Origin of the sequence: Sphingobium scionense (assembly GCF_014197035.1) — a bacterium.
Classification (GTDB): Bacteria; Pseudomonadota; Alphaproteobacteria; order Sphingomonadales; family Sphingomonadaceae; genus Sphingobium; species Sphingobium scionense.
Genome location: NZ_JACIEU010000005.1, coordinates 14,370 through 40,190 on the forward strand (window position 1 = coordinate 14,370; position 25,821 = coordinate 40,190).

Below are 25,821 nucleotides of genomic sequence, written 5' to 3' on the forward strand. Positions count from 1 at the left end.
ATGACTGATCCTCTCGGGCGTCGCTCGCTGCTGTTGGGCGGCGCTGCAGCGTTGATGCTGGCCGGCCATGCCCCGGCAAAGCTGCATGGCCCGACGCTGGGGCTGGCCGACACGACCGTCCGCAAGGAACTGGCACGCGACTATGCCGGCACACTGCGCGCCGCGGCGGCGATGGGTTATGGCCTGTTCGGTTTCCGCCTCGCTTCCTATGTCGCCAATGACCCGTCCGAACCCACGCCGCAGGACAAGGCCCGCATGGTGCGCGATGCCGGCATGACGGTGGGCGTCGTCCGGCTCGGCGTGCGTGGCGCGGACTATGACCGGCAGTTCGATCAGGCGGCGGCGATCGGCGCGAACATCGTCGCGCTGACCACCGCGCCGATCTTCATCGCCAGCCGCACCCTGGGCCAGACGACGCGCGCCGCGCTCGACGCCTATATCCCGCAGCTTGCGGCGCTGGGGAAAAAGGCGAAGGCGGTCGGGCTGACGCTCGCCTATCATAATCATTGGTATGATCTGATGCCGATCGACGGCGACCGGCCGCTCGACCTGATGGCCAGCCGGATCGCGCCGGACCTGCTCTCGTTCGAGGTCGACCTGGCCTGGGCCTGGTATGCCGGCGTGGCGCCGCTCGATCTGCTGGCGGCGCTGGAACCGCGGGTGGTGTCGATGCATCTGAAGGACATCGACCGGACTCATGGCACGGCAATCACCGACCATGCGGTCACGCCCGGCAGTGGCGAGATGGATTATGCCGCGCTGATGCCGCGCATCGCCCGGCTGACCCGCGCGACCGGCTATGTCGAGGTCGACAATCCCGAAGATGGGCTGGCCGCCGCACGCGCCGCCATGGCCTATCTGCGCGGGCGATAGGATTTCAATCAGGACAGGAGGCAGAGGATGGCGGGACGTTTCGTGGGCAAGACCGTGCTGGTGACGGGCGGCGCGGCGGGTCTGGGGCGCGCCTATGCCCTCGCTTTCGGTGGCGAGGGGGCGCATCTGATCCTGGCCGACATCAACGAAGCGGGGCTGGCGGAGAGCAAGGCGCTGGTCGAGCAGCTTGGTGCCACCGCCGCCGTCCACCGCGTCGACATGAGCGACGAGGCCGATATCCAGGCCTTCGCCACCAATGTGCTGGCCGCGCATGAGCGCCTCGACGTGCTGATCAACAATGCCGGCCTCCATGCCGGGGAGATTGCGCGCGGTTTCTTCGGCCTGGGCCAGGCCAAATGGCAGCATTATTTTGCGGTCAACACCATCGGCCCGCTGCTGCTGGCCGAAGCGCTGCGACCGGCGCTGGCGAAAGCGAAGGGCGTCATCATCAACAAGTCGTCGATGGCGAGCTACAATCCGGCCACCGCCTATGGCATCACCAAGGCCTCGCTCAACATCTTCACCCATGCGATGGCGATGCAGTTCGGCCAGGATGAGATACGCTGTGTCGGCATCGCCCCCGGCCTGATGGCGACCGAGGCGGCGCAGGATGGGGTCGCCGCCGACAATTGGGAACGGCTGAAGAGCATGCAGTCGGTCAAGCGCCAGGGCACGGCCGAGGATATCGCCAATCTCGGCCTGTTCCTCGCCTCCGACGAGGGCAGCTTCATCAACAATCAGGTGATATTGTGCGACGGCGGCAACCAGATGCGCGGTTTCCGCTTCTGATGGCCGCGCCCGATTTTGCCGACTGGCTGGCCATTGCCAATGTGAAGGCGCGTTATTGCCGCCTGCTCGATACCAAGGATTGGGAGGGGTTCGCCGCGCTGTTCACGCCCGATTTCCGGCTCGACGCGACCGGATCGGGCGGGCCGCTGCTGGAGGGGCGCGACGTTGCGATCGCCAGCGTCCGCGCCTCGATCGACGCGGCGAGGACCGTCCATCATGTCCATTCGCCCGAAATCGCCATCGACGGCGATATCGCGACCGCCATTTGGGCGATGCAGGACCATCTGGTCTGGCCCGATGGGCGTAGCCTGATCGGCCATGGCCATTATCATGAAGATTATCGCCGGGAAGACGGCCACTGGCGGATTGCCCAATCCCGCCTCACCCGGCTGGCGATCGAGATGAAGGCGCCGCCAGCCTGAACAGGCAGGCAAAGGGCGGCAATGGGGGAGGGCGTTGTCCCGTTTGGCGTGCGTCCAACATGACCAAGATTTCATGATCGCGCGGATTGATCCGGCGCGGTGCCGGGTCTAGCTGCCACCCTGTTCCAACCGGAATATTCCGCCCATCCTTTCGAGGAAATCATGTCCGACAACGACCATAGTCGAAAGACCGCGCGTTCGGGCATGGGGGCGAACTGACAGGTTCGGATCACCCGCCCGCCTCGAAGGCGCGGTCGCACGAGGTGATCCATGAATGCAGCCATCCGTTTTCTCGTCGGCTCCCTGCGCCGCGGGCCTCAGGCCCCTGATCTCAACCGCCTGTTCGATGACGGCCAGACCTATGGCGAGCGGCTGGCCGACCGCGTCGCGGCGATCGGCGGCTCCTGGCGCTTCATCATCGGCTTCAGCCTGTTCCTGGTCCTCTGGGCGCTGCTGAACACGCTGGTGCTGGCGCGCCACGCCTTCGATCCCTTTCCCTTCATCTTCCTCAATCTGATGCTGTCGATGCTGGCCGCGCTGCAGGCGCCGATCATCATGATGAGCCAGAACCGCCAGGCGGCGAAGGACCGGCTGGAGGCGCGGCTCGACTATGAGACCAATTTGCGCTCGGAAGCGCAGATCGCCAGCCTGCACGACAAGATCGACCTGCTGCTGGCGATGGCGGGGGAGAGGGAGGATGCGGCAGGGGCGGCGGGCTGAGCGCCCGGCATCCGCGCCCTTCAACGCAGCATCACACGGATGGAGGAAGCGGAGAAGCCGAAGCCGTCCCCGTTCACAACCCTGTTCGGTTTGTTTGATGCTTGGGTCGAGCACGATGTGCTGCCTGGCATTGAGGGCGGTGCGCTGGACCGGCGGGATATGATTGCCGTTGTCGCTGGCCTGCGCCGCTGGGAACGGGACGGAACGTGGAATGCGGCCTGACAGTGTAACAGCGTAGCTGTAGCGTTGCTGGAACGGTAAATCGGCCATAGTGATGCAGGGCCAGCGTTTGGTGCTGTAGGATTTGGGGGAAGAGTAATCGGGATGTATCGAACGATGTCGCTTGCGGTCGGCTTAATTATCTTGGCAACCTCGCCCGTCACTGCGCAAACGCCTGTGCCTGACAAGCGGCCGGAAGTGCCAAAGTCGATCGCCAATGTGAACTCATCTCATTACAGGAATGGGCCGCTGTTCCAGCGCGCTCGGGAGGCATTCTTTGCTGCGAAGGAGGGTGGTCAACAGGCATTTGATGCTTTTCTGGTCGAAAATGCCAAACTGGAATTGAGCACCTATGCTTCCCCGCGGCCCCCTAAGCATGAACCGATAAATGCGAATTTCATCCGCGCGCTATTAGATAGCTGCGATGGTCCTCTTTCATATGATGAGGGCAGAAATTGGGTGGAACTTAATTGGGTTTGCCGAGTGGATCACGATGCTCCTATCGCGGCGTATTATACGTTTCGCGAAAGTCCTGAGATCGTAATGTTTATCGATTTTGAGGGGAATCGTATCAAGCGGACTGAGTCCATGGAGCCGCTGGCGATACCCGGTGTAAAGCGGCTGGCCATGAACGCTTATGCTGTCGCTCACAGTAAGGACTGATTTTAAGGTCAGCAGCACCCCTCCAGCCTTAGGCGGGGGGGGCTGCCATGACGGCGATGGCGGAAGAGGTGGGATTCGCCCCTCGGACGGGTTGCCCCAACGCTGGTTTTCAGGGGCGCTGTTAGATATGCGCTAGACGACGCCAATGGGTGGCGCTGCTAGATGCAGCGACGCTTGCTTAACCCATTGCTTTTGCTGGTATTTTTGGTCGGGACGAGAGGATTCGAACCTCCGACCCCCACACCCCCAGTGTGATGCGCTACCAGGCTGCGCTACGTCCCGACCGGAGGGCGCCCAATAGAGGGATGAAATGGAAGTTGCAAGGGATTCGATGCAGGCTTTTTGCGAGGCGTGCAAATGAGCGGCTTTCGCGTCCGTTGCCGACCCCTTTCAAAGCCCGCCATTCCCGGCGCGAAAAGCCAAGCATGTTGCCTTGCCCCGGCCATCTGTGTTAGCCGCCCGCGCTTGATCCCATGCCCGCGCCCTGCGGGTTGGGGAGACCGAAAAACAAGGCGAAAGTCCCATCATGTTCATTACTCCAGCCTTTGCCCAGACCGCGGGCGGGCAAGCCTCCGGCGCCGGTGTCCTGGTGCAGATGGCACCGCTGGTCCTCATCTTCGTCGTCTTCTACTTCCTGCTGATCCGTCCGCAGCAGAAGAAGATGAAGGAGCATAAGGGCAAGATCGACGCCGTGCAGAAGGGCGACCAGGTCGTGACCGGAGGTGGCCTGGTCGGTAAGGTCGCGCGCGTCGACGACATCTATGTCGATATCGAGCTGGCACCGGGCATGAAGGTCAAGGCGGTCAAGTCGACCCTGGCCGACGTGATCGACCCGACCACCGCCAAGCCCGCGAACGACTGATCCAACGATGCTGAACTTCTCGCGCTGGGCCGTTGCCGGCATCCTGTTGCCGCTGATCATCGGCATCGTCTGCGCCGTCCCGAGCTTCCTGCCCGATTCGACGGTGGCGAAGCTGCCCCCCTTCATGCAGACACGCGTGAATCTGGGCCTCGACCTTGCCGGCGGCAGTCATTTGCTGCTGGAAGCGTCGACGCAGGAAATGGCCAGACAGCGGCTCGCCAATATGGAGGAGCAGGTTCGCACCGAACTGCGCCGGGGCGAGAACAAGATCGCGATCGGTGACATTTCCAGCCGAGACGGGAAGCTCAGCTTCATGGTCCGCAACCCCAGCGAAGTGGATGGCGCCGTCGAGCGCATCCGCCCGCTGACCCAGGGGGCGGGCCTGACCGGCCAGCGTGACTTCAATGTCGAGGTGGTCAACAGCTCGACCATCGTCATCACGCCGACCCAGGCGGGAATCGACAATGCGGTCAAGAGCACGATGCAGGTCGCGACCGAAGTCATTCGCAAGCGTATCGACGAAATGGGCACGCGCGAACCCACCATCCAGCAGCAGGGTGGCAACCGCATCGTCGTGCAGGTGCCGGGCCTGCAGGATCCCAAGGCGCTGAAGGATCTTCTGGGCCAGACCGCAAAGCTGGAATTCAAGCTGGTCGACATGAGCGCCAATCCGAGCGAGGTGGCCCAGGGCCGCGCGCCGGTGGGCAGCGAAGTCCTGCCCTATCCGACCAATCCGGCCGGGCCGCCGATGATCGCCGTCCACCGCCAGGTGATGGTGTCGGGCGAAGAGCTGACCGATGCGCAGCAGACCTACGACCAGCAGACCAACGAACCCAATGTCACCATCCGCTTCAATGGTGCAGGCGGTCGCAAGTTCGGGCAGGTGACGTCGCAAAATGTCAACCGCCCCTTCGCCATCATCCTGGATGGCAAGGTGCTGTCGGCACCGGACATCAAGGAGCCGATCCTGGGCGGGTCGGCGACGATTTCGGGCAGCTTCACCGTCGAGGGCGCCAATCAGCTGGCGATCGCGCTGCGGTCGGGCAAGCTGCCGGTCAACTTCATCGTGGTCGAGGAACGCACCGTCGGTCCGGGCCTGGGCGCCGATTCGATCCGCGCCGGCCTGACTGCCTCGATCGTCGCGGTCGTGGCCGTCGCCGCCTTCATGTTCGTGAGCTATGGCCGGTTCGGCATGTATGCCAATATCGCCGTCGCCATCAACGTGCTGGTGATCCTGGGCGTGATGGGCATTCTGGGCGCTACGCTGACGCTGCCGGGCATTGCCGGCTTCGTGCTGACCATCGGTACGGCGGTCGATGCCAACGTGCTGATCTACGAGCGTATCCGCGAAGAGCGGCGACGCGGGCGCAATGTCGTCCAGTCGATCGAGCATGGCTATAAGGAGGCGAGCCGCACCATCTTTGAAGCGAACGTGACCCACGCGATCGCCGGTGGCATCATGCTCGCGCTGGGTTCCGGCCCGGTCAAGGGCTTCGCCATCGTGCTGCTGATCGGTATCGCGACCAGCGTGTTCACCGCCGTGACCTTCACGCGCGTTCTCGTCTCGGGCTGGGTGCGTCGCACCCGTCCGACCGACATCCACATTTAAGAGGGGCGGGAGGAACAACCCATGAAACTTCTCAAGCTCGTCCCCGACAACACCAATATCGGCTTCGTCAAGTTGCGGCACTGGGCCTTTGGCCTGACGCTGCTGCTGACGGTGCTGGCGGTCGGTGCGACCTTCCACAAGGGCCTGAACCTGGGCGTCGATTTCGTCGGCGGCCTGATGATCGAGGCGAAGTTCCCGCAGGCGGTGCAGACCGACAAGGTGCGTGACACCATTGCGGGCCTGCGGGTCGGCGAAAGCTCGCTGCAGCAGTTCGGCGATCCCAAGACCGTGCAGATCCGCCTGCCGCTGCCCGAACAGGGCGGTGCCGGCGCGGCCAACGCCGTGGTCGAAAAGACCCGCAAGGCGATGGAAGCGCAATTCCCCGGTGTCACCTTCTCGCGCTATGACACGGTGTCGGGCAAGGTATCGGGCGAACTGATCCAGAATGGCGTGCTGGCCGTCGTGTTGGCGATCGTCGGCATCGCGATCTTCTCCTGGTTCCGCTACGAATGGCAGTTCGGCGTCTCGACCTTCGTCGCGATCGTCCACGACGTGCTGATGACGCTGGGCTTCTTCGCGATCACCCAGATGGAGTTCGACCTCAACATCATCGCCGCCGTGCTGACCATCGTGGGCTATTCGATCAACGACAAGATGGTGATCGACGACCGTATCCGCGAGAATATGCGCAAATATCGCAAGATGGACATGAAGTCGTTGATCGACCTGTCGGTCAACGAGACGCTGCCGCGCACGGTGATGACGTCGATGACCATCCTGCTGGCGCTGGGCGCGCTGTTGCTGCTGGGCGGCCATGTGCTGCGCGGCTTCACCGCGGCCATGATGCTGGGCATCATCGTCGGCACCTATTCGTCGGTCTATGTCTCCTCTTCTCTGCTGATCTCGCTGGGCCTGAGCCCGCAGACCGCCGAGAAGAAGGAGAAGAAGGGTGGTATCGCTGCCCAGGCCGAGCGTATGGGGCCGCGTGATGGAGCCCAGCCCTGAGCGACCGTAAAACCGGAATCGAACTGCGCCGCGACGATAGCGGCCAGGGTCCGATCGTTACTGGCTTTCAGGGCCGGGGCTTTCGGGTGAAGGACGATGTCTTCCCGGACGGGCTGTTGCTCAGCCCCGTCCGGGCGCTGGCCTGGATGCAGGCTCCGGTGGTGTCGGCGATGAGTGTCGCGGCGCTGGGTGACCTGTTCGACCATCTGGAGCTGAAGCCCGAATTCCTGCTGCTAGGCACCGGCAGCGGGTTGCAACAGCCGCCCCGCCCCTTTGTGCGGGAACTGGAAGCGCGTGGTATCGGTGTCGAGGCGATGGACAGCCGCGCCGCTGCCCGCGCCTGGGGCGTATTGCGGGCCGAGGAACGCTGGATCGTGGGCGCGCTGCTGCCGCTCTGATCAGCCGAGCTGAAGAAGCGGATAGCGCGTTGGCCAGCGTTTGGCGCATACCCGCTCTTCGAAGATCGCCCGACGTGCGCCGAGAAAGCCCGGGCCGGGCACCAGCCGCAAGCCGAACAGATCATCCAGACCGAAGGGGGTGTTGATCTCCAGCCGCTCGTCGGCTGTCAGGCGGACGCCGATGGCGGTCGCCGTCTCGGTCCAGTGGCGCATCGCGTCGGCGGCATCGGCATAGGGCGTATCCCGATTGCGCAGATGCATCCGCGCCTGATTCTTGACCGACCAGTCGGCGTCCGGGCGAAGCAGCGCCAGTTGCGCTTCGATCTGTCGATCGAGCGCCGGATCGGTCCGGGCCGGATCGAACCAGATGATGTCGATATCGCCGGTGGGCGCCGACGGGGCGTGGCCGTGCAGATGATCCCAGACTGCATCGCGCACGAAGCCGGCCGCGATCCAGCTGTCGGGCAGGGCAAGCGAACGGAGCAGGTGCAGCATCTCCATGCGCCAGGGATCGGCGCTGAGCAGATCGCGCAATCGGCTCTCCATGCGCGCTATGACTTCATCGACCAGGCAGTCAGCTCCTCCAGGTCTAGGTCGCGTTCCAGTTCCTGCAGCACATGTTCGTCAATGTCCCCGGCCCGGTGGAGGCGCAGCAGTTCCACGCGGCCGGCGGCGATCGCCTCCAGCACCAGGTCGAAATGGGCGTGGAGCCGGTCGGCGAACTGTTCTTCCTGCCCGGCATAATTTTTCGAGAGGACAGCGCGGCGCTGATAACGTTCGAGCAGTTGCGGGTGGATCAACTCGCCGGCCTCGTCATAGGCAAGCTGTTCGACGCGCACGGCCTGGACCTTGGCGATGGCGGCTTCGGCATCGCTCATGCTGAGTCGGGGGCGATCATGAATCGGGTCGGAGAGGCCCGCCCAGCGGATCAGCAGGCCGAGCGTTGTGCCCTGGATGAGGACGGTGCCCAGGATCACGCCGAAGGCCGCAACCAACAGAAAGTCGCGGCCGGGAAAGCCCTCTGGCACGGAGAGCGCCACCGCCAGCGTCACCACGCCGCGCATCCCGGCCCAACCGACTACCGTGGCGCCGCGCGGGCCGATCGGACTGTAGCGACGCAGGCCGAGTGCGCGCAGCAGCATGATGATCGCGTCCGAACCGAACACCCAGACGAAGCGGGCGGCGGTAAGGGCGAGCAGGATGAGCAGGACCGGCACGGCCATATTGTCGAGCACGACGGTAAAGCCGCCGACCCGGTCGACCACGCCGCGCAGCGAGGAGCCGATCAGCATGAAGACGGTCGCTTCCATGAGGAAGATCATCACCGCCCAGAAGGCGGTGCCGCGCATCCGCACCGAGGCCGACCAGACAATATGCTGATACCAGCCACAGATGAGGCCGGCGGCCACGGTGGCGATGACGCCGGAGACATGGAAGGCTTCGCCGAGCAGATAGGCGGACCATGGCACCAGCATGGAGGAGGCGATCATCAGATAATCGTCGCCCAGCCGCCGGACCAGCAGCACCCAGGTGGCGCCGATCGCGCCGCCGACGACCAGCCCGCCGACCGCAAGCAGGATGAAGCTTTCGAGGCCGGCCACCGCGCTGAAGCTGCCGGTTGCGACGGCGGCGATGGCGAAGCGGAAGAGGACCAGGCCGCTGGCGTCGTTGAACAGACTTTCGCCCTCCAGCAGGACCGACAGGCGGCGCGGAAGATGGACGCGTTGCAGCACGGCGCGCGCGGCGATGGCGTCGGGCGGCGAGACGATCGCGCCCAGCGCGGCACAGGCGGCCCAGGGCAGCGATGGCATGAGGGCATGAGCGACGGCGGCGACGACCAGCGTGGTGAAGATCACCGCGCCGATGGCCAGCGATAGGATGCCGATCAGGTGGCGGCGCAGATGGCCCAGTGCGATGAACCAGGCGCCATCCATCAGCAGCGGCGGCAGGAAGATGACCAGGACCAGTTCGGGGTCGAGTGAAATGACCGGCAGGCCGGGCACGAAGGCGAGCAACGTGCCGCCGGTCAACAGCGCGACCGCCGGCGGCAGGCCCAGCCGATGCGCGACATAATGAAGCGCGATGATCGCAAGCAGCATTGCCACCAGCAGTTCGAACAATTCTACCGGATGCATCGGCCTGGTCCCTGTTTCGGTACGCTACCCTAACTTGCGCGCTCCGTCTGTCCAACAGGGGCGGATGGAGAAAGGGCCGCGCCTTGCGAGGCGGCCCTTTCCTGTGCTGCTGAAGTGCGACCCTCAGAAGCGGAATTTGAGCGAGGCGCGATAGCTCTGATAGCTGAGGTTGCCGCGCCAGGCGGTGGTGTCTGCCGACAGGCTGATGTCGACATTGCCGGTGCTGAGGGTGAGGCCACCGCCCACTTCGCCCCAATTCTTGTCCGATCCGCCCAGCGCGAAGGGCGCGAGCGATCCGGTGCCGCCGACGAAATTGGCCAGGAAATAGGCGGGCTGATCGCGGAACTCATGGACATAATTGGCGGTCAGATAGGGCCTGAACCCGCCGACATCGATCTTTGCCGTGGCCCCGAGGCGCCCCTGCGCGCTCTGGATCGCATGGTGATGGATCACCAGCGCGGCGTCGCCACCATATTCAGCGAGGTTGCCGCCGCTGATATAGGCGCCGCGCAGCGAGGCGCGGGGGGTGATGGTGAAGGCGTCGCCACCCAGCGGCGCGCCGATGCCGATCTCACCCGACAGGGCCAGCTGCTGGTCACTGCCGCGCAACGTGTAGGGGGTGGTGCCGACCGCGAAGGCGCGCTTGGTCTTGCTGGTGAGCGTACCGGCGCTGCCGACGCCATCCAGGACCACGCCGCCCAGATCCCAATTGCCATAGACGGTGGCCTGGTAGAGGCGGGCACGGGCGGTATCACCAATACCGGTATTGCCCTTCAGTTCGCTATAGGATGCGGCGAGGCCGATCACGGCGTCGTCGCCGATCATCTTTTCGATGCCGGCCGCACCATACCAGCCGTCGAACTTGTCGCGGCCGGTGGTGATGGCGCCCCGCATCGGATCGCTCTTGCCGTCGATATAGCCGCCGGCGATGAAGGCGCTGACGTCGTCGGGCAGGGCATTTTCCTGGGTGACGGTTTCGTTACCGCCGCCCTGATCCATGCCCAGGTTAAGATTGTTCATGCTGAGCGCGGCGAGCTGGAGCGGCTGGCCGGTCATGGTCAGCGTACCGCCCATGCCGCCACCGCTGACGCGGGTCAGGCGGTCGCGATAGAAGCGGGCCATATTGTCGTTCAGCACTTCGGACATGGATGTGCGAAGCGCTTCGGTGCGCGGGGCCATGGCTTCGAGCGACGCCTGGATACCTGCTACGCTCAGCAAGTCGGCCTCACCATAAAGTGCGGCATAATTGCCGTAGAGGCCGCGATTCTGATCGAGCAGCTGGGCAAAGCTGGTCTGGATCTGAGAATTGCCGTTGACGACGCTGGCATAGGTACCGGCATCGAGCGTGACGGTCACCGAATTGGCGCCATAGGTCAGCACGGGCTTAAGGATGGCGCTGATGTTGGTTGGCGTTTCGAAGCTGCCATCGATGCCGCCTTCGGCGGTCAGGAATGTATATCGGTTGCCATAGCGCAGCTTGGCACCGGTGGCCGCGCCGAACACGACCTTGCCGCCCAGAGCCGCGATACCGTCGATCGGATCGCCGGCGGCCAGCAGCGACACGTCGCCATCAGCTTCCGCCGCTGTGATGCTGGCGACGGCGCTCTGTGCATTGTCATTGCCGCCCTCGGTCGGGGCGATGACTTCGCCTTCGCCGCCTTCATCTTCCGGCACGAACTGGGTTGCCTTGACGGCGAGCAGGTCGGAGGTTCCGTTGGCACCCAGGTCGATATGCAGGGTGCTGCCCGAACTCAGCAGAGCATTGCCCTCGACCGTCAGCGTGCCGACCGATCCGATGCCGCCGGGCGCGACAACGCCCATGATGTTGGTGAAATAGGCCGTGCGCAATGTGCCCTTGCCCGACAGCAGGCCCGACAACAGCAGATAGTCGCCAGGCGTTTCGACCGTGCCGTCGACATTCACCACGCCGGCCAGATGATTGATGTCCATCAGGCTGGTGAGCGATCCGGCGCTGGTGACGTCGAGCGTCGACCCGGTGCCCGAGATGGTGAAGCGATCGACGGTGGCGTCGATGTCGAGCGTGGTCTTGCCGGCTGCGCTGAGCGTCACGTCATAATAGCGGCCGACGACGCCCTGCGCGGCGACCGGGTCGATATTGTTCGGCACGAAATTGGTGGCACCGGGCAGGCCGTTTGCCAGGGTCGCGGCGGGCAGGGCGGCATCGCCTTCCGCCTGGGCCTCGACGATGGTCTCGTCCGCCAGGCTGGGGGTGCCGTCGGATGGGCTGCGCTCGGCAATCTCGACCTTACCCTTGTTGTTGCCGACCGTCTTGCTGCCGCTGGTGGTGGTCGCGTCGGTTGCCTCGACTGGCTCGCCGTTGATCAGCAGCGTGTCGGTGCCGACATCGTAACAGGCGTCGTCCGATCCATCATTGGGCTGATAGCAGATCTGGCCGAATTTCTGGGCGTCGTCCTCGCCAAAGGCGCCGGCGCCGGGCGTGGTCGGCACGCCGTTCACCAGCGAGCCATTACTGTCGATGATCATGTAATTGGGGTCGAGCGCGGTCACCCAGTGGCTGGCGTCGCTCCATTTGCCATCGCCTGCATTCGCGGTGGCGTAGCGATAGGGATTATTCTGCGCGATCCAGTCCCAGAAAAGATAGAGTGGCTGATAGAAGGCGGAACCGCCATAGGCGCTTTGCGGCTGTTCCAGGAAGTAGCGGCTGCCACCCGACAATACGCCCAGAACCACCTTCTTATCGAAGGTCTGGTCGAGGATCAGTGGGCCGCCGGAGTCGCCGCCGGCGGTATTGCCTTCATTGGGAAGCGCATCATCCTTGAAGACATTGAAGTCGAACTCGTTGGTGCGGGTCGGATCGTCGAAGTCGAGCTGGTAGAGATTCTGGCTGTAGCCGCTGCCGCCACCGAACAGGAAGGTATCGACATCGTCAAGCGAGCCGAGCAGGCCAAGGAAATTCTCGGCCACCTTGCGACGGAAATCGATGCCATAGCTGTTGCCGGTGGTGCCGCTGCCGCTGCGGCCATAGCCGGTGATCGTCACATGATAGCCGGTGCCGGTCGTGTCGCTGATCGTTTCCGGTGCGGGCAGGGCGGAAAAGAGCATCGCCCAGGTAGGGACGTCGCTGGCCGGTGTGTCCAAGGTCGCGATGGCAGTGTCGCCATAGAGGAAGCTCAGCGCCGGCGGATCGAGCGAGTCCGGATTATAAGCGATGTTATTGACGTTGTAGACGCTCAGCGCGGTATTGGTGCGATAGCCGTTGCTGATCCAGTCGATCAGGCCGGGCCGGGCGTCGCTCTGGAACGCGAAGGCGACTGGAATGCCGCCATTCACCGTGCTGTAGGTGCTGGGGTCATAGTCATTGACGCAGTGGGCGGCGAAAATGACGGTGCGCGGGTTGATCAGCGTCCCGGTGCAGACATAGCCATCGTCGCGATACATGATGCCAACACCGGTGACGTCGGTGCCATCGACGATGTCGGCCGGCGTATTATTGTCGTTCGGCACGACGGCATGGGCTGCCGGTGCGATGCTCAGAGCGGACAGAGCGGCCGATGCCATAAGGGCTGAACGACCGGCGCGCGCCAACAGGCCCGCGCCATTCTTACGAATGCGCATGATGTAAACTCCCCAAAGACCGTTGGCGAGGCTATGCAGCTATCGCGCGCAAGACAATTGCCCAAAAATGAAAGTTTCTGTCATGTATCCAAAAAGACACAATGTTCTCTTTGCGTTATGAGTTTCTCATCTTGATTGATTCATTTGGCGATCCTGTTTTTGCCGATGTTAGCGATATTAATTATGTAATTTATGCAAATGCACCATGGGAGGGAATGTCCTGGATTATCGGCTGATTTCCCGCCCACTTGCGGAAGTGGGCGGTTCCGCTTAAGCATGAAGGCAAGTTCCGATCGGATTTGCGCGATCGGCGATTGATGAAGTGAGATACGGCCTTGGTGCAGCATAGCCGCCCATCGCCGCAGAGTTCCGGCCTGACCGGCCATTCCACGGGAAAGTCTACCCGTTCCGGTCCGGGCAATGGGAGCAAGGCTGCGGCCATTCCGCCCCCGACGAAGCAGCGGGGCCTTTATCCCTACACGGCGCGCGACCGCCGATCCTATGCGGCAATCGATCTGGGCACCAATAATTGCCGGCTGCTGATCGCCAAGCCATCGGCAGACGGTTTCATTGTGGTCGATGCCTTTTCCCGGATCGTGCGTCTGGGCGAGGGGCTGGCGGCCACCGGGCGGATCAGCGATGCGGCGATCGACCGGGCCATTGCCGCGCTGTCGGTCTGTGCCGACAAGCTGCGCCGCCGCCATGTGACGTTGGCCCGATCTGTCGCGACCGAGGCCTGTCGGCGGGCGAGCAACGGCGCCGAATTCATCCAGCGCGTCTATCGCGAGACCGGGATCGCGCTCGACATCATCAGCGCACAGGAAGAGGCGCGGCTGGCGGTGCTGGGATGCCATGCGCTGCTGGAGGAGGGCCATGGCCCGGCGCTGATCTTCGACATTGGTGGCGGATCGACCGAACTGGTGCTGGTCGATTCCCATTGCGACGGCGCGCCGCGCATCGTCGATTGGGTCAGTGCGCCCTGGGGCGTCGTGTCCCTGACCGAGAGCGAATTGTTCGACCATGCCAATCCGACCGAGCGGCTGGCCGCCTATGGCCGGATGCGGGCACGCGTGGCCGAGGCGTTTGCGCCGCTCGCCCGGCGCCTGCCGCAGGGCGAAACTGGCATCAGGCTGCTGGGGACATCGGGCACGGTGACGACTTTGGCCAGCCTGCACCTTGACCTGCCGCGCTATGACAGGCAGGCGATCGATGGGCTGATCGTGCCGAGCAGTTCGATGCGCGCGATTTCCGAACGGCTGTCGACCATGGCACTGGCGGATCGGCAGCGATTGCCCTGTATCGGCACCGAGCGCGCCGACCTGGTGGTCGCGGGCTGTGCCATTTTGGAATCGATCCTCGACATCTGGCCGGCCGAGCGACTGGGCGTCGCCGACCGCGGCATTCGCGAGGGCATATTGCGCGGCCTGATGGACCGCCATGGAGCAACGACGTGAGGGGTTCTGGCGCAGGCAAGGTCCGGGTGAAATCCGCCAAGGGGCGCACCGCGCAGTCGGTGCGCTGGCTGGAGCGGCACCTCAACGATCCCTATGTCCACAAGGCCAAGCAGGAAGGCTGGCGCAGCCGCGCCGCCTTCAAGCTGATCGAGCTGGACGAGAAATTCCATTTCGTGAAGGGATCGCGCGCGGTCGTCGATCTGGGCGTGGCACCGGGCGGCTGGGCACAGGTGATCCGCAAGATGGCGCCCAAGGCGGCGGTGGTCGGCATCGACCTGCTGCCGGTCGATCCGATTCCCGGCGTCACCCTGTTCGAAATGGACTTCATGGACGACAAGGCGCCCGACCTGCTGCGCGAGGCGCTGGGGCAGGAGCCGGACCTGGTGATTTCCGACATGGCGGCCAATACGGTGGGCCATGCCCAGACCGACCATCTGCGCACCATGGGGCTGGTCGAGGCCGCGGCGGATTTCGCCGTGCAGAATCTGCGCAAGGGCGGCACCTTCGTTGCCAAGGTCTTTGCCGGTGGCACCGATGCGGAACTGCTGGCGGTGCTCAAGAAGCATTTCACCACGATCAAGCATGCCAAGCCGCCGGCGAGCCGCAAGGGCAGCGTCGAATGGTATGTCGTGGCGCAGGGATTCAAGGGACGGCCGGACGCGCAGGAATAACGGGGACAAGCGATCGGCCGCCTTCACGGGGAAGAGGGGGCGGGCCATTGGTAGCGACGGTTTCGACGGTGGCCTATCTGGGCCTGGAAGCGCGCACGGTCGAGGTGCAGTGCCAGCTTGTTCCGGGATTGCCCGCCTTCATCGTCGTCGGCCTGCCCGACAAGGCGGTGGCCGAAAGCCGCGAGCGGGTGCGCAATGCGATCGCCGCGATCGGCCTGTCGCTGCCGCCCAAGCGGATTACCGTCAATCTATCCCCCGCCGACCTGCCCAAGGAAGGATCGCATTTCGACCTGCCGATCGCGATCGCGCTGCTGGGCGCGATGGGGGTGATCGATGCCGAGACGCTGGCGGGCTATATCGTCGTCGGCGAACTGGGGCTGGATGGACGCACCGCACCGTCGCCCGGCGTGCTGCTGGCGGCACTGCATGCCGGTGAGCAGGATCTGGGGCTGGTCTGTCCCGCTGCGCAGGGGAGCGAGGCGGCCTGGGCGGGGCAGGTGGAGGTCGTGGCGACGCCCGATCTTCTGAGCCTGCTCAATCATTTCAAGGGCACGGCTGCACTGTCGCCGCCGCAGCCCGGCGCGGTCGAGCCGCCGCTGCGGGCGGCCGACCTGCGCCAGGTGAAGGGGCAGGAAAGCGCCAAGCGGGCGCTGGAGATCGCGGCGGCAGGCGGCCATAATCTGCTGATGGTCGGGCCGCCGGGGGCGGGCAAGTCGCTGATGGCCAGCTGCTTGCCCGGCATATTGCCCGAGCTGACGCCGACCGAGGCGCTGGAGACATCGATGGTCGCCAGTGTCGCCGGCACGCTGGAGGGCGGACGGATCAGCCGCGCCCGGCCATTTCGCAATCCGCACCATAGCGCATCGATGGCGGCTCTGGTCGGCGGTGGCCTGAAGGCACGGCCGGGCGAGGTCAGTATGGCCCATCTGGGCGTGTTGTTCCTGGACGAACTGCCGGAATTCCAGCGCGTGGTGCTGGATTCGCTGCGCCAGCCGCTGGAGAGCGGCGAGGTGAGTGTGGCGCGGGCCAATGCCCACGTGACCTTCCCGGCGCGGGTCCAGTTGATCGCGGCGATGAATCCCTGTCGCTGTGGCCATCTGTCCGACCCGGCGCTGGCCTGTTCGCGCGCGCCGCGCTGTGCCAGCGACTATCAGGCCAAGGTGTCGGGGCCGCTGCTCGATCGCATCGACCTGCATGTCGAGGTGCAGGCGGTGACGGCGGCCGACCTGGTGCTGCCGCCGCCCGCCGAGGGATCGGCGGAGGTGGCGGCGCGGGTTGCGGCAGCCCGCACGCTGCAGACCCGCCGCTATGCCGGCAGCAAGGTGCGGACCAATGCCGAGGTGGATGGCGAGCGGCTGGAGGATGTGGCCGGGCCGGATGAGGCCGGGCGGCAATTATTGGCGCAGGCCGCCGCCGCAATGAAGCTGTCGGCGCGCGGCTATACGCGGGTATTACGGGTAGCGCGCACCATCGCCGACCTTGCCGGCGTGGAGCAGGTCGGCCGGGTGCATGTTGCCGAGGCGCTGAGCTACCGCCGCCGCGCGCCGGTCAATTGAACGATTACGCCGCGCTGTCGCTGGTGATGAGCTTGAGGTCGGCGGCCGCGACCGGCCCATTGTCCTTGTGGGCGAAACGGCCTTCGACCCGGCTGCCGGCCTCGATCGTGATCCGTTCATAGGTCACGTCGCCGGTTATCCTGGCGGTGCTTTCAACCACCAGTTCCTCGGCGCTGATCGATCCGTCGACGAGTCCCGCAAGGCGCGCGCTCTGGGCCGTGACATGGCCGATGATCCGGCTGTCGGGACCCTGGACCAGCGAGGCGCAGCTGATGTCGCCGTCGATCACGCCGTCGACATGCAGGTCGACGGTTGCGGCAAGATTGCCGGTGATCGTCACATCGCTGCCGATCAGCGAGAAGGGGGTGTGCTTAGCCCCGGTTGCCGACATCGGCGAGACGGGCCGTGGCGATTTGCTGGACTTGGAGAACATCTTTGCGGGCCTCGAGGAAACGGCGGGGGTTGATGGGATCGCCGTTCACGCGCACCTCGAAATGAAGATGCGTGCCGGTCGAGCGGCCGGTGGAACCCATGCGGGCGATCTGGTCGCCGCGTGCGACCTGCTGGCCGACACGGGCGTTATAGCCGGACAGGTGGGCGTAGCGGGTCATGATGCCATTGCCATGGGTGACTTCCACGACATTGCCATAGCCGCTGCGCTGGCCGACATAGCTGACCTTGCCGGGGGCGGCGGCCAGGATCGGCTGGCCATAGCGGCCGGGAAAGTCGAGTCCGGCATGGAAGGCGGCGTGCCCGTTGAAGGGATCGCGGCGATAGCCATAGGAACTGCTGAGCATCGGCGTGCCGGTCGGCTGGCCCGAAGGAATGCGCAGCAGGCTGGTTTCCAGAAATTCCATGTGGGAGAGGGCGGTGGCGAGCCTTTCCAGCTCGGCCGGCATTGCATCTTCATCGCCATGCCAGGGGACGAACGGACCGCCCTGGGCGCGGGCCGCGTTGCGAGCGAGCGCGTCGGGATTGAGTCCGAAGCTACGGATCGCAGCGGCGGCCTTTTGCGTGCGGGCTTCCACGGCGCTGGTCAGCAGGGCAGCGAAACGGCGCTGGCGGGCATCGACCTGCATCAGCGGCGCGGCTTCCGGCGCCATGCTGATCTTGGCGTCGAGCTTGCCCTGGCCGGCCTTTTCGGTGGCGGCGTCCGCCTTGCCGACCGGGGCATTGGCCGCAGCGTCGCCAGGCTCGCCGAAATGGGTCTTGTAGAGATCGTCGATGAAATCCTGGCGCGCTTCCAGGTCATGGGCGAGGTCGTTCACCGACTTGCGATAGCCGTCGACCTTGCGCGCCTTGCTGGCAACGGCCGCGCCCTTGGCATCCAGCATCGCGCGGTCATGGGCGACGGCGGCGCTGCTGGCGAGCATCGACACGGTGACGGCGCCCCAGCCGACCAGGCCGGTCGACAGGATGCCGAGAGCCATGAGCTGAGCGCGCTTGGAAATGCGGATGAACTTTACCTGGCCGCCCGAGCGCAGGAAGATTTCCCGCTCCGGGCACAAGGCACTGAGCCTGGCCCAGAGGGTGGCGACCCCCTTCTTCTTGCGCTGCGACAATTGCGACCCCGTAACTATTTATTTCGGTGAGTCGGGCCGGTAGCAAAAGAAGATCGGACGCGCGAATCCACAGCCGCAGACTCGTGACGAGTCGAAGCTAAACCGGGACGAAATGATCGTCGTCCCATTTGGTTCCCTGGCTTTGAAAATATTTTTCGCGATGCGCTTCAGCTTCGACGGGCGAAGCGGGAGGGCTCAAGAAAGCTGGGTAATTGCGATGCCGGAACGGCAGCGCTCCAATAATAGCCCTGGCCATAATGGCAACCACCCGAACGCAAATATTCCAGCTGTTCAATCGTTTCGACGCCTTCGGCGACGGTTTTTACGCCCAGGCTGTAGGCAAGGTTGAGCACGGTGCGCACGATGGCGGCATCATCCGGGTCGGTTTCCAGGTCGCGGACAAAGCCCTTGTCGATCTTGATGACGTCGATCGGAAACTGCTTGAGGTGGGACAGCGAGGCGTAGCCGGTGCCGAAATCGTCGAGGGCGATGGCCATGCCGGCCTGGCTGAGGCGCTGAAGATTGCGTTCCACGACATCGACATTACGGCCGAGGAACACGGATTCGGTGACTTCCAGCTCGATCCGGCGCGGCTCAACCTCGGCATGGGCGAGGCGGGCGAGCAGTCGGTCGGGGAAGGCGCGGTCGTGCAGTTCGACGCCGGGGACATTGACGGCGACATGGCCGAAATCGATGCCGGCGCTGATCCAGGCGCGGCAATCGACGAGCACCTGGTCGATCATCCGCTCGGTGATCTTGCGGCCAAGCTCGGGATGTTCGAAGGCGGCCAATATCTGGTCGGGCATCATCAGGGTGCCGTCCGGGCGGACGCAGCGCAGCAGCGCTTCGAAGCCGATGACGCGGCCATCCTGCAGGTCGATCTTGGGCTGGTACCAGGGCACGGGTTGGGCATGGGCCAGCGCATCGCGCGCCCGCTCCAGCATGCGCGCCTCGGTCTGCCAGCTTTCCAGCAGGCCCGGTTCGAACAGGCAGGCGCGTCCGCGCCCGCTATTCTTCGCCTCATACAGGGCGATGTCGGCATGCTTCATCAGGTCGATCATGTCGCCGGCATGGTCGGGATAGAGGGCGACGCCCATGCTGACGCGGCAATCAATGTCCCGCCCGCCATGGCGCAGCGGCATGTGCAGGCGGCCGATCATGCGGTTAAGGATGGCGTCCAGATCCGCGACTCCGCGCAGCCGGGTGAGGATGACGGCAAACTCGTCGCCGCCCATGCGGGCGATCATGTCGGCAGGGCGCACCGAGTCGCGTAGCCGTTCGGCCACGGCGCACAGCAGGGCGTCGCCGGCGTCATGGCCGGCGCTGTCGTTGATCCGCTTGAATTCGTCGACGTCGATCAGCACGACCGCCATCTGGCCGCCGGATCGTTCGGTCGACTGGGCCGCCTGCATCAGGCTGGCCATGAAATGGGATCGGTTGGCGAGGCCGGTCAGGGCGTCGGTCATCGCCAGATGGGCGAGATGGCGTTCGGCCTGCTTGCGGTCGGTGATGTCGACGATGCTGGCGAGGATGCATTGTTCGCCGGCCAGCAGGATCGGGCGGGCGCCCAGCAGGACGTCGCGGATGATGCCTTCGTCATTGGCGAGGCAGCATTCTTCATTGTCGATGCTGTCGCCCCGCGTCAGTCGGTCGAGCAGGCGCAGTGGCGGGGCGTGGTCGACGATGAGTGCCAGCCGGGCGACATCCTCTGCCGTGCCCAGGCTGCGTGCGGCGGAATCGTTGGTACGCAGGACCGTGCCGTCGACGCGGATGACGATCAGGGGCAGGGGCACGGTCATGAACAGCCGTTCGAGCGCTTCGCCATTGGCGGCCAGGGCGACGCGAGCAGCCTGTGCATCCTGGCTGGCGGTCCATTCCAGCCGCTGCAGCCGGTTGGTGCGGGCGATCGCGATCCACATGCCGCAATGGAGCATCAGCACTGCCATGATCATGCCGGGCATGGTTGGCGACAAGGGGGCAGGGGCCAGATAGCCGATCAGCAGGGCGACGCCGCAGCCCAGGCCTCCGCCGACATTGCCGCGGAAGCTGGTCGGCACGACGAGGTAGAAGACAAGCGGCAGCATCACCAGGACGAAGATGGCGATGTCGCTGCGCGAGGAGACGAGGAAGGCGACGCCGATGGCGGTGACGCATTGCCAGGCGAAGCAGATGCGTTCGACCGCCTTGAAACTGTGCATGTAGCGGCACAGCCCCAAGCTGACGAGCGACCAGAAGACCACGATGAGGCGCGCGGGCACTGCGACCCAGAAATGGGCCGTGCCGGCAAAGCGCCAGTCGCTCAGCAGGAAGAGGGTGTTGAGCAGCGCTGACAAGGCGAAGAGTAGATGGGCGTGGCGACGCGATTCGGGCAGTCGATCGGCCTGAAAGGCGGCCTCCCGCTCCGGGCTGTGGAACTCGCCGCTAATGCGGGAAAGTGCAATCACGACTGGTCCATCTGGATATGGGGGCTGCGGGGGAAGATCCCATACTGCGCAGCATGTTAGCAAAATGATAAAATGTCATTCACTATGTGGGCACATGCGCCGCAATGGTCCTCCCGGTCCTGCGCTTGACCCTTTCGTCCCCCATCGCTATAGGGCCGCTGCCCCGCGTTCTGTGTCAGGAAGACTCGTTCTTCCATCGCTTGCCGGGGCAAGCACTAGAGCTGAACATTATCGGCTGTCCTTGCGGCTCCGGGCGGATTGTTTCCGTCGGGGCCTTTGCTGTTTGGAGTCATTGGCTCCAGGCGGCGGGGAACGCAGGTGGCGTCTGGTAAAGTAACTGAAAAGGTGAAGGGCTTCATGCCAACAATCAACCAGCTGGTCCGCAAGGGCCGCGAACTGCAGAAGACCAAGTCCAAGGTCCCTGCCATGGATGCGAACCCGCAAAAGCGTGGCGTTTGCACCCGCGTCTACACGACGACCCCGAAGAAGCCGAACTCGGCTCTGCGTAAGGTGGCGAAGGTGCGTCTGGTCAACCAGCGCGAAGTCATCACCTACATCCCGGGTGAAGGCCACAACCTCCAGGAACACAGCGTCGTGCTGATCCGTGGCGGCCGTGTGCGAGATCTTCCGGGCGTGCGCTATCACGTTCTTCGCGGCGTTCTGGATACCCAGGGCGTCAAGGATCGCAAGCAGAGCCGTTCGAAGTACGGCGCCAAGCGTCCGAAGTAAGGGGAGAACAGTAATATGTCACGTCGTCGTCGCCCCGAAAAGCGCGTTATCCTGCCGGATCCCAAGTTCGGTGATATCGTGCTGTCGAAGTTCATGAACAGCATCATGCAGGACGGCAAGAAGGCCGTCGCCGAATCGATCGTCTATGGCGCTCTCGACACCGTCGAGACCCGCGCCAAGAAGGACCCGATCGGTCTGTTCCATGACGCCCTCAACAATGTGAAGCCCGGTATCGAAGTTCGCAGCCGCCGTGTCGGTGGTGCGACCTATCAGGTTCCTGTCGAAGTTCGTCCCGAACGTTCGCAGGCTCTGGCGATCCGCTGGCTGATCACGGCCGCGCGCAACCGCAGCGAAACCACCATGGCAGCGCGTCTGTCGGGTGAGCTGCTGGACGCCGCCAACAACCGCGGCAATGCGGTCAAGAAGCGCGAAGATACGCACCGCATGGCGGAAGCGAACCGCGCTTTCTCGCACTACCGCTGGTAATGGCGGGGCGGGCGCAACCGTGCCCGCTTCGACATTGGCCTGCCAAAATCGGTCCGTTCGTCATGGGTGGCTACCCATGGCGAACGGATTGGTTTAGGGGCCACGCGCAGATTTAACGAATCCCCAACCGCCGGCGCGCCGGCAACGGAGAAGCATCATGGCCCGCAGCCATCCGCTCGAACGCTATCGCAATTTCGGTATCATGGCGCACATCGACGCCGGCAAGACCACCACGACCGAGCGTATCCTTTACTACACCGGCAAGTCCTACAAGATCGGCGAAGTCCATGACGGCGCCGCGACCATGGACTGGATGGAGCAGGAGCAGGAGCGTGGTATCACCATCACCTCGGCCGCAACGACCTGCATCTGGAACGACCACCGCCTGAACATCATCGACACCCCCGGCCACGTCGACTTCACCATCGAAGTCGAGCGTTCGCTGCGCGTGCTCGACGGTGCGGTTGCCGCGTTCGACGGCGTTGCCGGCGTTGAGCCGCAGTCGGAAACCGTGTGGCGCCAGGCGGACAAGTACAAGGTTCCGCGGATGTGCTTCATCAACAAGCTCGACCGCACCGGTGCCGACTTCTATTATTGCGTGCAGACGATCATCGATCGCCTGGGTGCCGTTCCCGCTGTCCTCTATCTGCCCATCGGTGCGGAATCGGACTTCCGCGGTCTGGTCGACCTGGTCGAGAACCGTGCGATCATCTGGAAGGATGAGAGCCTGGGCGCCGAATTCTTCTATGAAGAAATTCCGGCCGATCTCGCCGACAAGGCTGCCGAATATCGCGAAAAGCTGATCGAACTCGCCGTCGAACAGGACGACGAGGCGATGGAAGCCTATCTGGAAGGCAATCTGCCCGACGTGCCGACGCTCAAGAAGCTGATCCGCAAGGGTACGCTGGGTCATGCATTCGTGCCGGTGCTGTGCGGTTCGGCATTCAAGAACAAGGGCGTTCAGCCGCTGCTCGACGCCGTTGTCGACTATCTGCCGAGCCCGCTGGACATCGAAGACGTCCAGGGCGTCAAGATGGACGGCGAAACTCCGGACAGCCGTGCGACCTCGGACGAAGCGCCCTTCTCGGGCCTGGCGTTCAAGATCATGAACGACCCGTTCGTCGGCTCGCTGACCTTCCTGCGCATCTATTCGGGCACCCTGACCAAGGGCACCTACCTGAACTCGGTGAAGGACAAGAAGGAAAAGATCGGCCGTATGCTCCTCATGCACGCGAACTCGCGTGAGGACATCGATACCGCCTATGCTGGTGACATCGTCGCGCTGGCGGGCATGAAGGAAACGACCACCGGTGATACGCTGTGCGCCGAGCGCCAGCCGATCATCCTGGAGCGGATGGAATTCCCCGAGCCGGTTATCGAACTGTCGGTGGAACCCAAGACCAAGGCCGACCAGGAAAAGATGGGCGTCGCCCTCAACCGCCTGGCCGCCGAGGATCCCTCGTTCCGCGTCACGACCGATCACGAATCGGGCCAGACCATCATCAAGGGCATGGGCGAACTTCACCTCGAAATCCTGGTCGACCGCATGAAGCGCGAGTTCAAGGTCGAGGCGAACGTCGGTGCGCCGCAGGTGGCCTATCGCGAGTATCTCAAGAAGCCGGTCGACATCGACTACACCCACAAGAAGCAGTCGGGCGGCACTGGCCAGTTCGGCCGCGTCAAGGTGAAGCTGACGCCGGGCGAGCGCGGTGCGGGCATCCTGTTCAAGGATGAGATCAAGGGCGGCAATATTCCCAAGGAATATATCCCCGCGATCGAAAAGGGCTTCCGCGAAACGGCAGCGACCGGTTCGCTGATCGGCTTCCCGATCATCGATTTCGAGATCGTGCTGTATGACGGCGCCTATCATGACGTCGACTCGTCGGCGCTGGCGTTCGAAATCTGTGCCCGCGCTGCCATGCGTGAAGCGGCGCAGAAGTCGGGCATCACCCTGCTCGAGCCCGTCATGAAGGTCGAAGTCGTGACCCCGGAAGAATACCTGGGTGACGTCATCGGCGACATGAACAGCCGTCGTGGCCAGATCCAGGGCACCGATACGCGCGGTAACGCGCAGGTGGTCGAGGCAATGGTCCCGCTGGCCAACATGTTCGGCTATGTGAACTCGCTGCGTTCCTTCACCCAGGGCCGCGCGAACTACTCGATGATCTTCTCGCACTATGACGAAGTGCCGCAGAATGTTGCGGACGAGGTCAAGGCGAAGATGGCCTGACGAGTTTCCCTGTCCGGGCCGTGCATGCGGCTCGGATAGGGGCTGGTAATCTGTGAATTTGCTGCTATGGACGCGCCTTCGCGAGGCGCGGCCGAGCGGTCAGACCCAAGCTGATTTTGATTAGAAGGTAGGATAAAATGGCTAAGGCTAAGTTTGAGCGGAATAAGCCGCACTGCAACATCGGCACCATCGGTCACGTTGACCATGGTAAGACCTCGCTGACCGCGGCGATCACCAAGGTTCTCGCCGAAACCGGCGGTGCGACCTTCACCTCGTACGACAACATCGACAAGGCTCCCGAAGAGCGCGAGCGTGGCATCACCATCTCGACCGCTCACGTCGAGTATGAGACTGAAGCTCGTCACTACGCGCACGTCGACTGCCCGGGTCACGCTGACTACGTCAAGAACATGATCACCGGTGCCGCCCAGATGGACGGCGCGATCCTGGTCGTTTCGGCCACCGACGGCCCGATGCCGCAGACCCGTGAGCACATCCTGCTCGCCAAGCAGGTCGGCGTGCCGCAGCTCGTCGTGTTCATGAACAAGGTTGACCTGGTCGACGACGCCGAAATCCTCGAGCTGGTCGAGCTGGAAATCCGCGAGCTGCTGAGCTCGTATGACTTCGACGGCGACAACATCCCCGTCATCCCGGGTTCGGCTGTTGCTGCCCTGCAGGACAAGACTCCGGAAATCGGCCATGACGCCGTTCTGAAGCTGATGGCTGCCGTCGACAGCTGGATCCCGCAGCCCGACCGTCCGGTCGACAAGCCCTTCCTGATGCCGATCGAAGACGTGTTCTCGATCTCGGGTCGTGGTACGGTTGTGACCGGCCGCGTCGAAACCGGCATCGTCAAGGTTGGTGAAGAAGTCGAAATCGTCGGCATCCGTCCCACCAAGAAGACCACCGTCACCGGCGTCGAAATGTTCCGCAAGCTGCTCGACCAGGGTCAGGCCGGCGACAACATCGGCGCGCTGATCCGTGGCGTTGGCCGTGAAGACGTTGAGCGTGGTCAGGTTCTGGCCAAGCCGGGTTCGGTTACCCCGCACACCGAATTCGACGCCGAAGTCTACGTGCTGTCGAAGGAAGAAGGCGGCCGTCACACCCCGTTCTTCGCCAACTATCGTCCGCAGTTCTACTTCCGCACCACCGACGTGACCGGCGAAGTGATCCTCCCCGAGGGCACCGAGATGGTCATGCCTGGCGACAACGTGAAGCTCGGCGTCAAGCTGATCGCTCCGATCGCCATGGACTCGGGTCTGCGCTTCGCCATTCGTGAAGGCGGTCGTACCGTCGGCGCAGGGGTTGTCGGCACGATCTCGAAGTAATATAGGACCGCAGCGGCGCGAATCGCCTGATTCGCGCCGCTGAAGTTTTTACCCGCCCCGGATCGCCTT

Annotated in this window: 23 protein-coding genes and 1 tRNA gene; 17 read left to right on the forward strand and 7 right to left on the reverse strand. The window is 64.0% G+C overall.

Going from position 1 to position 25,821, the window contains the following annotated elements:
* The 6 genes from GGQ90_RS06575 (at nucleotide 1) to GGQ90_RS06600 (ending at nucleotide 3,686) form a co-directional block, all read left to right on the forward strand.
* Nucleotides 1-873: a sugar phosphate isomerase/epimerase family protein gene (locus GGQ90_RS06575; protein ID WP_246428154.1), complete on the forward strand. Its 873-nt coding sequence runs from the start codon at nucleotides 1-3 to the stop codon at nucleotides 871-873.
* A gap of 27 nt (nucleotides 874-900) precedes the next feature.
* Complete coding sequence (locus GGQ90_RS06580; protein ID WP_188081398.1) at nucleotides 901-1,662, forward strand: SDR family NAD(P)-dependent oxidoreductase; 762 nt, start codon at nucleotides 901-903, stop codon at nucleotides 1,660-1,662.
* Nucleotides 1,662-2,084 carry a nuclear transport factor 2 family protein gene (locus GGQ90_RS06585; protein ID WP_188081399.1) on the forward strand — a complete coding sequence of 141 codons (423 nt, stop codon included), beginning with the start codon at nucleotides 1,662-1,664 and terminating at the stop codon, nucleotides 2,082-2,084. The genes GGQ90_RS06580 and GGQ90_RS06585 overlap by 1 nt, the downstream gene beginning before the upstream one ends.
* A gap of 270 nt (nucleotides 2,085-2,354) precedes the next feature.
* The gene (locus GGQ90_RS06590; protein ID WP_188081400.1) at nucleotides 2,355-2,804 is read left to right on the forward strand and encodes a DUF1003 domain-containing protein; all 450 of its coding nucleotides are present in this window, start codon (nucleotides 2,355-2,357) and stop codon (nucleotides 2,802-2,804) included.
* 39 nt (nucleotides 2,805-2,843) lie between these two features.
* Nucleotides 2,844-3,026, forward strand: a complete 183-nt coding sequence (locus tag GGQ90_RS06595; protein ID WP_188081401.1) for a hypothetical protein — start codon at nucleotides 2,844-2,846, stop codon at nucleotides 3,024-3,026.
* 114 nt (nucleotides 3,027-3,140) lie between these two features.
* Nucleotides 3,141-3,686, forward strand: a complete 546-nt coding sequence (locus tag GGQ90_RS06600) for a hypothetical protein (RefSeq protein WP_188081402.1) — start codon at nucleotides 3,141-3,143, stop codon at nucleotides 3,684-3,686.
* Between the two features lie 205 nt (nucleotides 3,687-3,891).
* Here GGQ90_RS06600 and GGQ90_RS06605 read toward each other — a convergent pair.
* A tRNA-Pro gene (locus tag GGQ90_RS06605) sits at nucleotides 3,892-3,968 on the reverse strand.
* Between the two features lie 244 nt (nucleotides 3,969-4,212).
* On the opposite strand from GGQ90_RS06605, the gene yajC reads away from it, so the two are divergent.
* From yajC to GGQ90_RS06625, 4 genes are read left to right on the forward strand one after another with little or no spacing between them, the layout of a single operon-like run.
* Nucleotides 4,213-4,548: a preprotein translocase subunit YajC gene (gene yajC, locus GGQ90_RS06610; protein ID WP_188081403.1), complete on the forward strand. Its 336-nt coding sequence runs from the start codon at nucleotides 4,213-4,215 to the stop codon at nucleotides 4,546-4,548.
* A 7-nt stretch (nucleotides 4,549-4,555) separates the two neighbouring features.
* Nucleotides 4,556-6,157, forward strand: a complete 1,602-nt coding sequence (gene secD / locus GGQ90_RS06615) for a protein translocase subunit SecD (RefSeq protein WP_188081404.1) — start codon at nucleotides 4,556-4,558, stop codon at nucleotides 6,155-6,157.
* A gap of 21 nt (nucleotides 6,158-6,178) precedes the next feature.
* The gene (gene secF / locus GGQ90_RS06620; RefSeq protein WP_188081405.1) at nucleotides 6,179-7,162 is read left to right on the forward strand and encodes a protein translocase subunit SecF; all 984 of its coding nucleotides are present in this window, start codon (nucleotides 6,179-6,181) and stop codon (nucleotides 7,160-7,162) included.
* A 53-nt stretch (nucleotides 7,163-7,215) separates the two neighbouring features.
* Entirely contained in the window at nucleotides 7,216-7,560 is a 345-nt protein-coding gene (locus tag GGQ90_RS06625; RefSeq protein WP_188081609.1) for an MTH938/NDUFAF3 family protein, read from the forward strand.
* Here GGQ90_RS06625 and GGQ90_RS06630 read toward each other — a convergent pair whose 3' ends face one another.
* The 3 genes from GGQ90_RS06630 to GGQ90_RS06640 all read right to left on the reverse strand — a co-directional run bounded on the left by GGQ90_RS06630 (nucleotide 7,561) and on the right by GGQ90_RS06640 (nucleotide 13,292).
* The gene (locus GGQ90_RS06630) at nucleotides 7,561-8,094 is read right to left on the reverse strand and encodes a nucleotidyltransferase family protein (protein WP_246428155.1); all 534 of its coding nucleotides are present in this window, start codon (nucleotides 8,092-8,094) and stop codon (nucleotides 7,561-7,563) included. It lies immediately after the preceding gene.
* 17 nt (nucleotides 8,095-8,111) lie between these two features.
* Entirely contained in the window at nucleotides 8,112-9,695 is a 1,584-nt protein-coding gene (locus GGQ90_RS06635) for a Na+/H+ antiporter (protein WP_188081407.1), read from the reverse strand.
* Between the two features lie 123 nt (nucleotides 9,696-9,818).
* Nucleotides 9,819-13,292, reverse strand: coding sequence for an autotransporter domain-containing protein (locus GGQ90_RS06640; protein ID WP_188081408.1), 3,474 nt, complete (start codon nucleotides 13,290-13,292; stop codon nucleotides 9,819-9,821).
* Nucleotides 13,293-13,627: 335 nt separating this feature from the next.
* Between GGQ90_RS06640 and GGQ90_RS06645 the strand changes: the two genes are divergently transcribed.
* Genes GGQ90_RS06645 through GGQ90_RS06655 form a run of 3 tightly spaced genes read left to right on the forward strand, consistent with a single transcriptional unit; the run spans nucleotide 13,628 to nucleotide 16,973 of the window.
* On the forward strand, nucleotides 13,628-14,746 hold the full coding sequence (locus tag GGQ90_RS06645; protein ID WP_188081409.1) for a Ppx/GppA phosphatase family protein: 1,119 nt from the start codon (nucleotides 13,628-13,630) through the stop codon (nucleotides 14,744-14,746).
* On the forward strand, nucleotides 14,743-15,417 hold the full coding sequence (locus GGQ90_RS06650; RefSeq protein ID WP_004208734.1) for an RlmE family RNA methyltransferase: 675 nt from the start codon (nucleotides 14,743-14,745) through the stop codon (nucleotides 15,415-15,417). The genes GGQ90_RS06645 and GGQ90_RS06650 overlap by 4 nt, the downstream gene beginning before the upstream one ends.
* Nucleotides 15,418-15,464: 47 nt before the next feature.
* Nucleotides 15,465-16,973: a YifB family Mg chelatase-like AAA ATPase gene (locus GGQ90_RS06655; protein WP_188081410.1), complete on the forward strand. Its 1,509-nt coding sequence runs from the start codon at nucleotides 15,465-15,467 to the stop codon at nucleotides 16,971-16,973.
* A 4-nt stretch (nucleotides 16,974-16,977) separates the two neighbouring features.
* Here the strand turns inward: GGQ90_RS06655 and GGQ90_RS06660 are convergent, their stop codons facing one another.
* The 3 genes from GGQ90_RS06660 to GGQ90_RS06670 form a co-directional block, all read right to left on the reverse strand.
* On the reverse strand, nucleotides 16,978-17,364 hold the full coding sequence (locus GGQ90_RS06660; RefSeq protein WP_188081411.1) for a bactofilin family protein: 387 nt from the start codon (nucleotides 17,362-17,364) through the stop codon (nucleotides 16,978-16,980).
* Complete coding sequence (locus GGQ90_RS06665; protein WP_188081412.1) at nucleotides 17,345-18,535, reverse strand: M23 family metallopeptidase; 1,191 nt, start codon at nucleotides 18,533-18,535, stop codon at nucleotides 17,345-17,347. The genes GGQ90_RS06660 and GGQ90_RS06665 overlap by 20 nt, the downstream gene beginning before the upstream one ends.
* 167 nt (nucleotides 18,536-18,702) lie before the next feature.
* A complete protein-coding gene (locus GGQ90_RS06670; protein WP_188081413.1) occupies nucleotides 18,703-20,979 on the reverse strand; it encodes an EAL domain-containing protein in 2,277 nt (758 codons plus the stop codon).
* Nucleotides 20,980-21,336: 357 nt separating this feature from the next.
* Between GGQ90_RS06670 and rpsL the strand changes: the two genes are divergently transcribed.
* From rpsL to tuf, 4 genes are all read left to right on the forward strand, one after another.
* A complete protein-coding gene (gene rpsL, locus GGQ90_RS06675) occupies nucleotides 21,337-21,708 on the forward strand; it encodes a 30S ribosomal protein S12 (protein WP_004208728.1) in 372 nt (123 codons plus the stop codon).
* A gap of 15 nt (nucleotides 21,709-21,723) precedes the next feature.
* Nucleotides 21,724-22,194, forward strand: a complete 471-nt coding sequence (rpsG, locus tag GGQ90_RS06680) for a 30S ribosomal protein S7 (RefSeq protein WP_093020440.1) — start codon at nucleotides 21,724-21,726, stop codon at nucleotides 22,192-22,194.
* A 157-nt stretch (nucleotides 22,195-22,351) separates the two neighbouring features.
* Entirely contained in the window at nucleotides 22,352-24,424 is a 2,073-nt protein-coding gene (gene fusA / locus GGQ90_RS06685; protein ID WP_188081414.1) for an elongation factor G, read from the forward strand.
* Between the two features lie 137 nt (nucleotides 24,425-24,561).
* The gene (gene tuf, locus GGQ90_RS06690; RefSeq protein ID WP_188081415.1) at nucleotides 24,562-25,752 is read left to right on the forward strand and encodes an elongation factor Tu; all 1,191 of its coding nucleotides are present in this window, start codon (nucleotides 24,562-24,564) and stop codon (nucleotides 25,750-25,752) included.
* The last annotated feature ends 69 nt before the right edge of the window (nucleotides 25,753-25,821 follow it).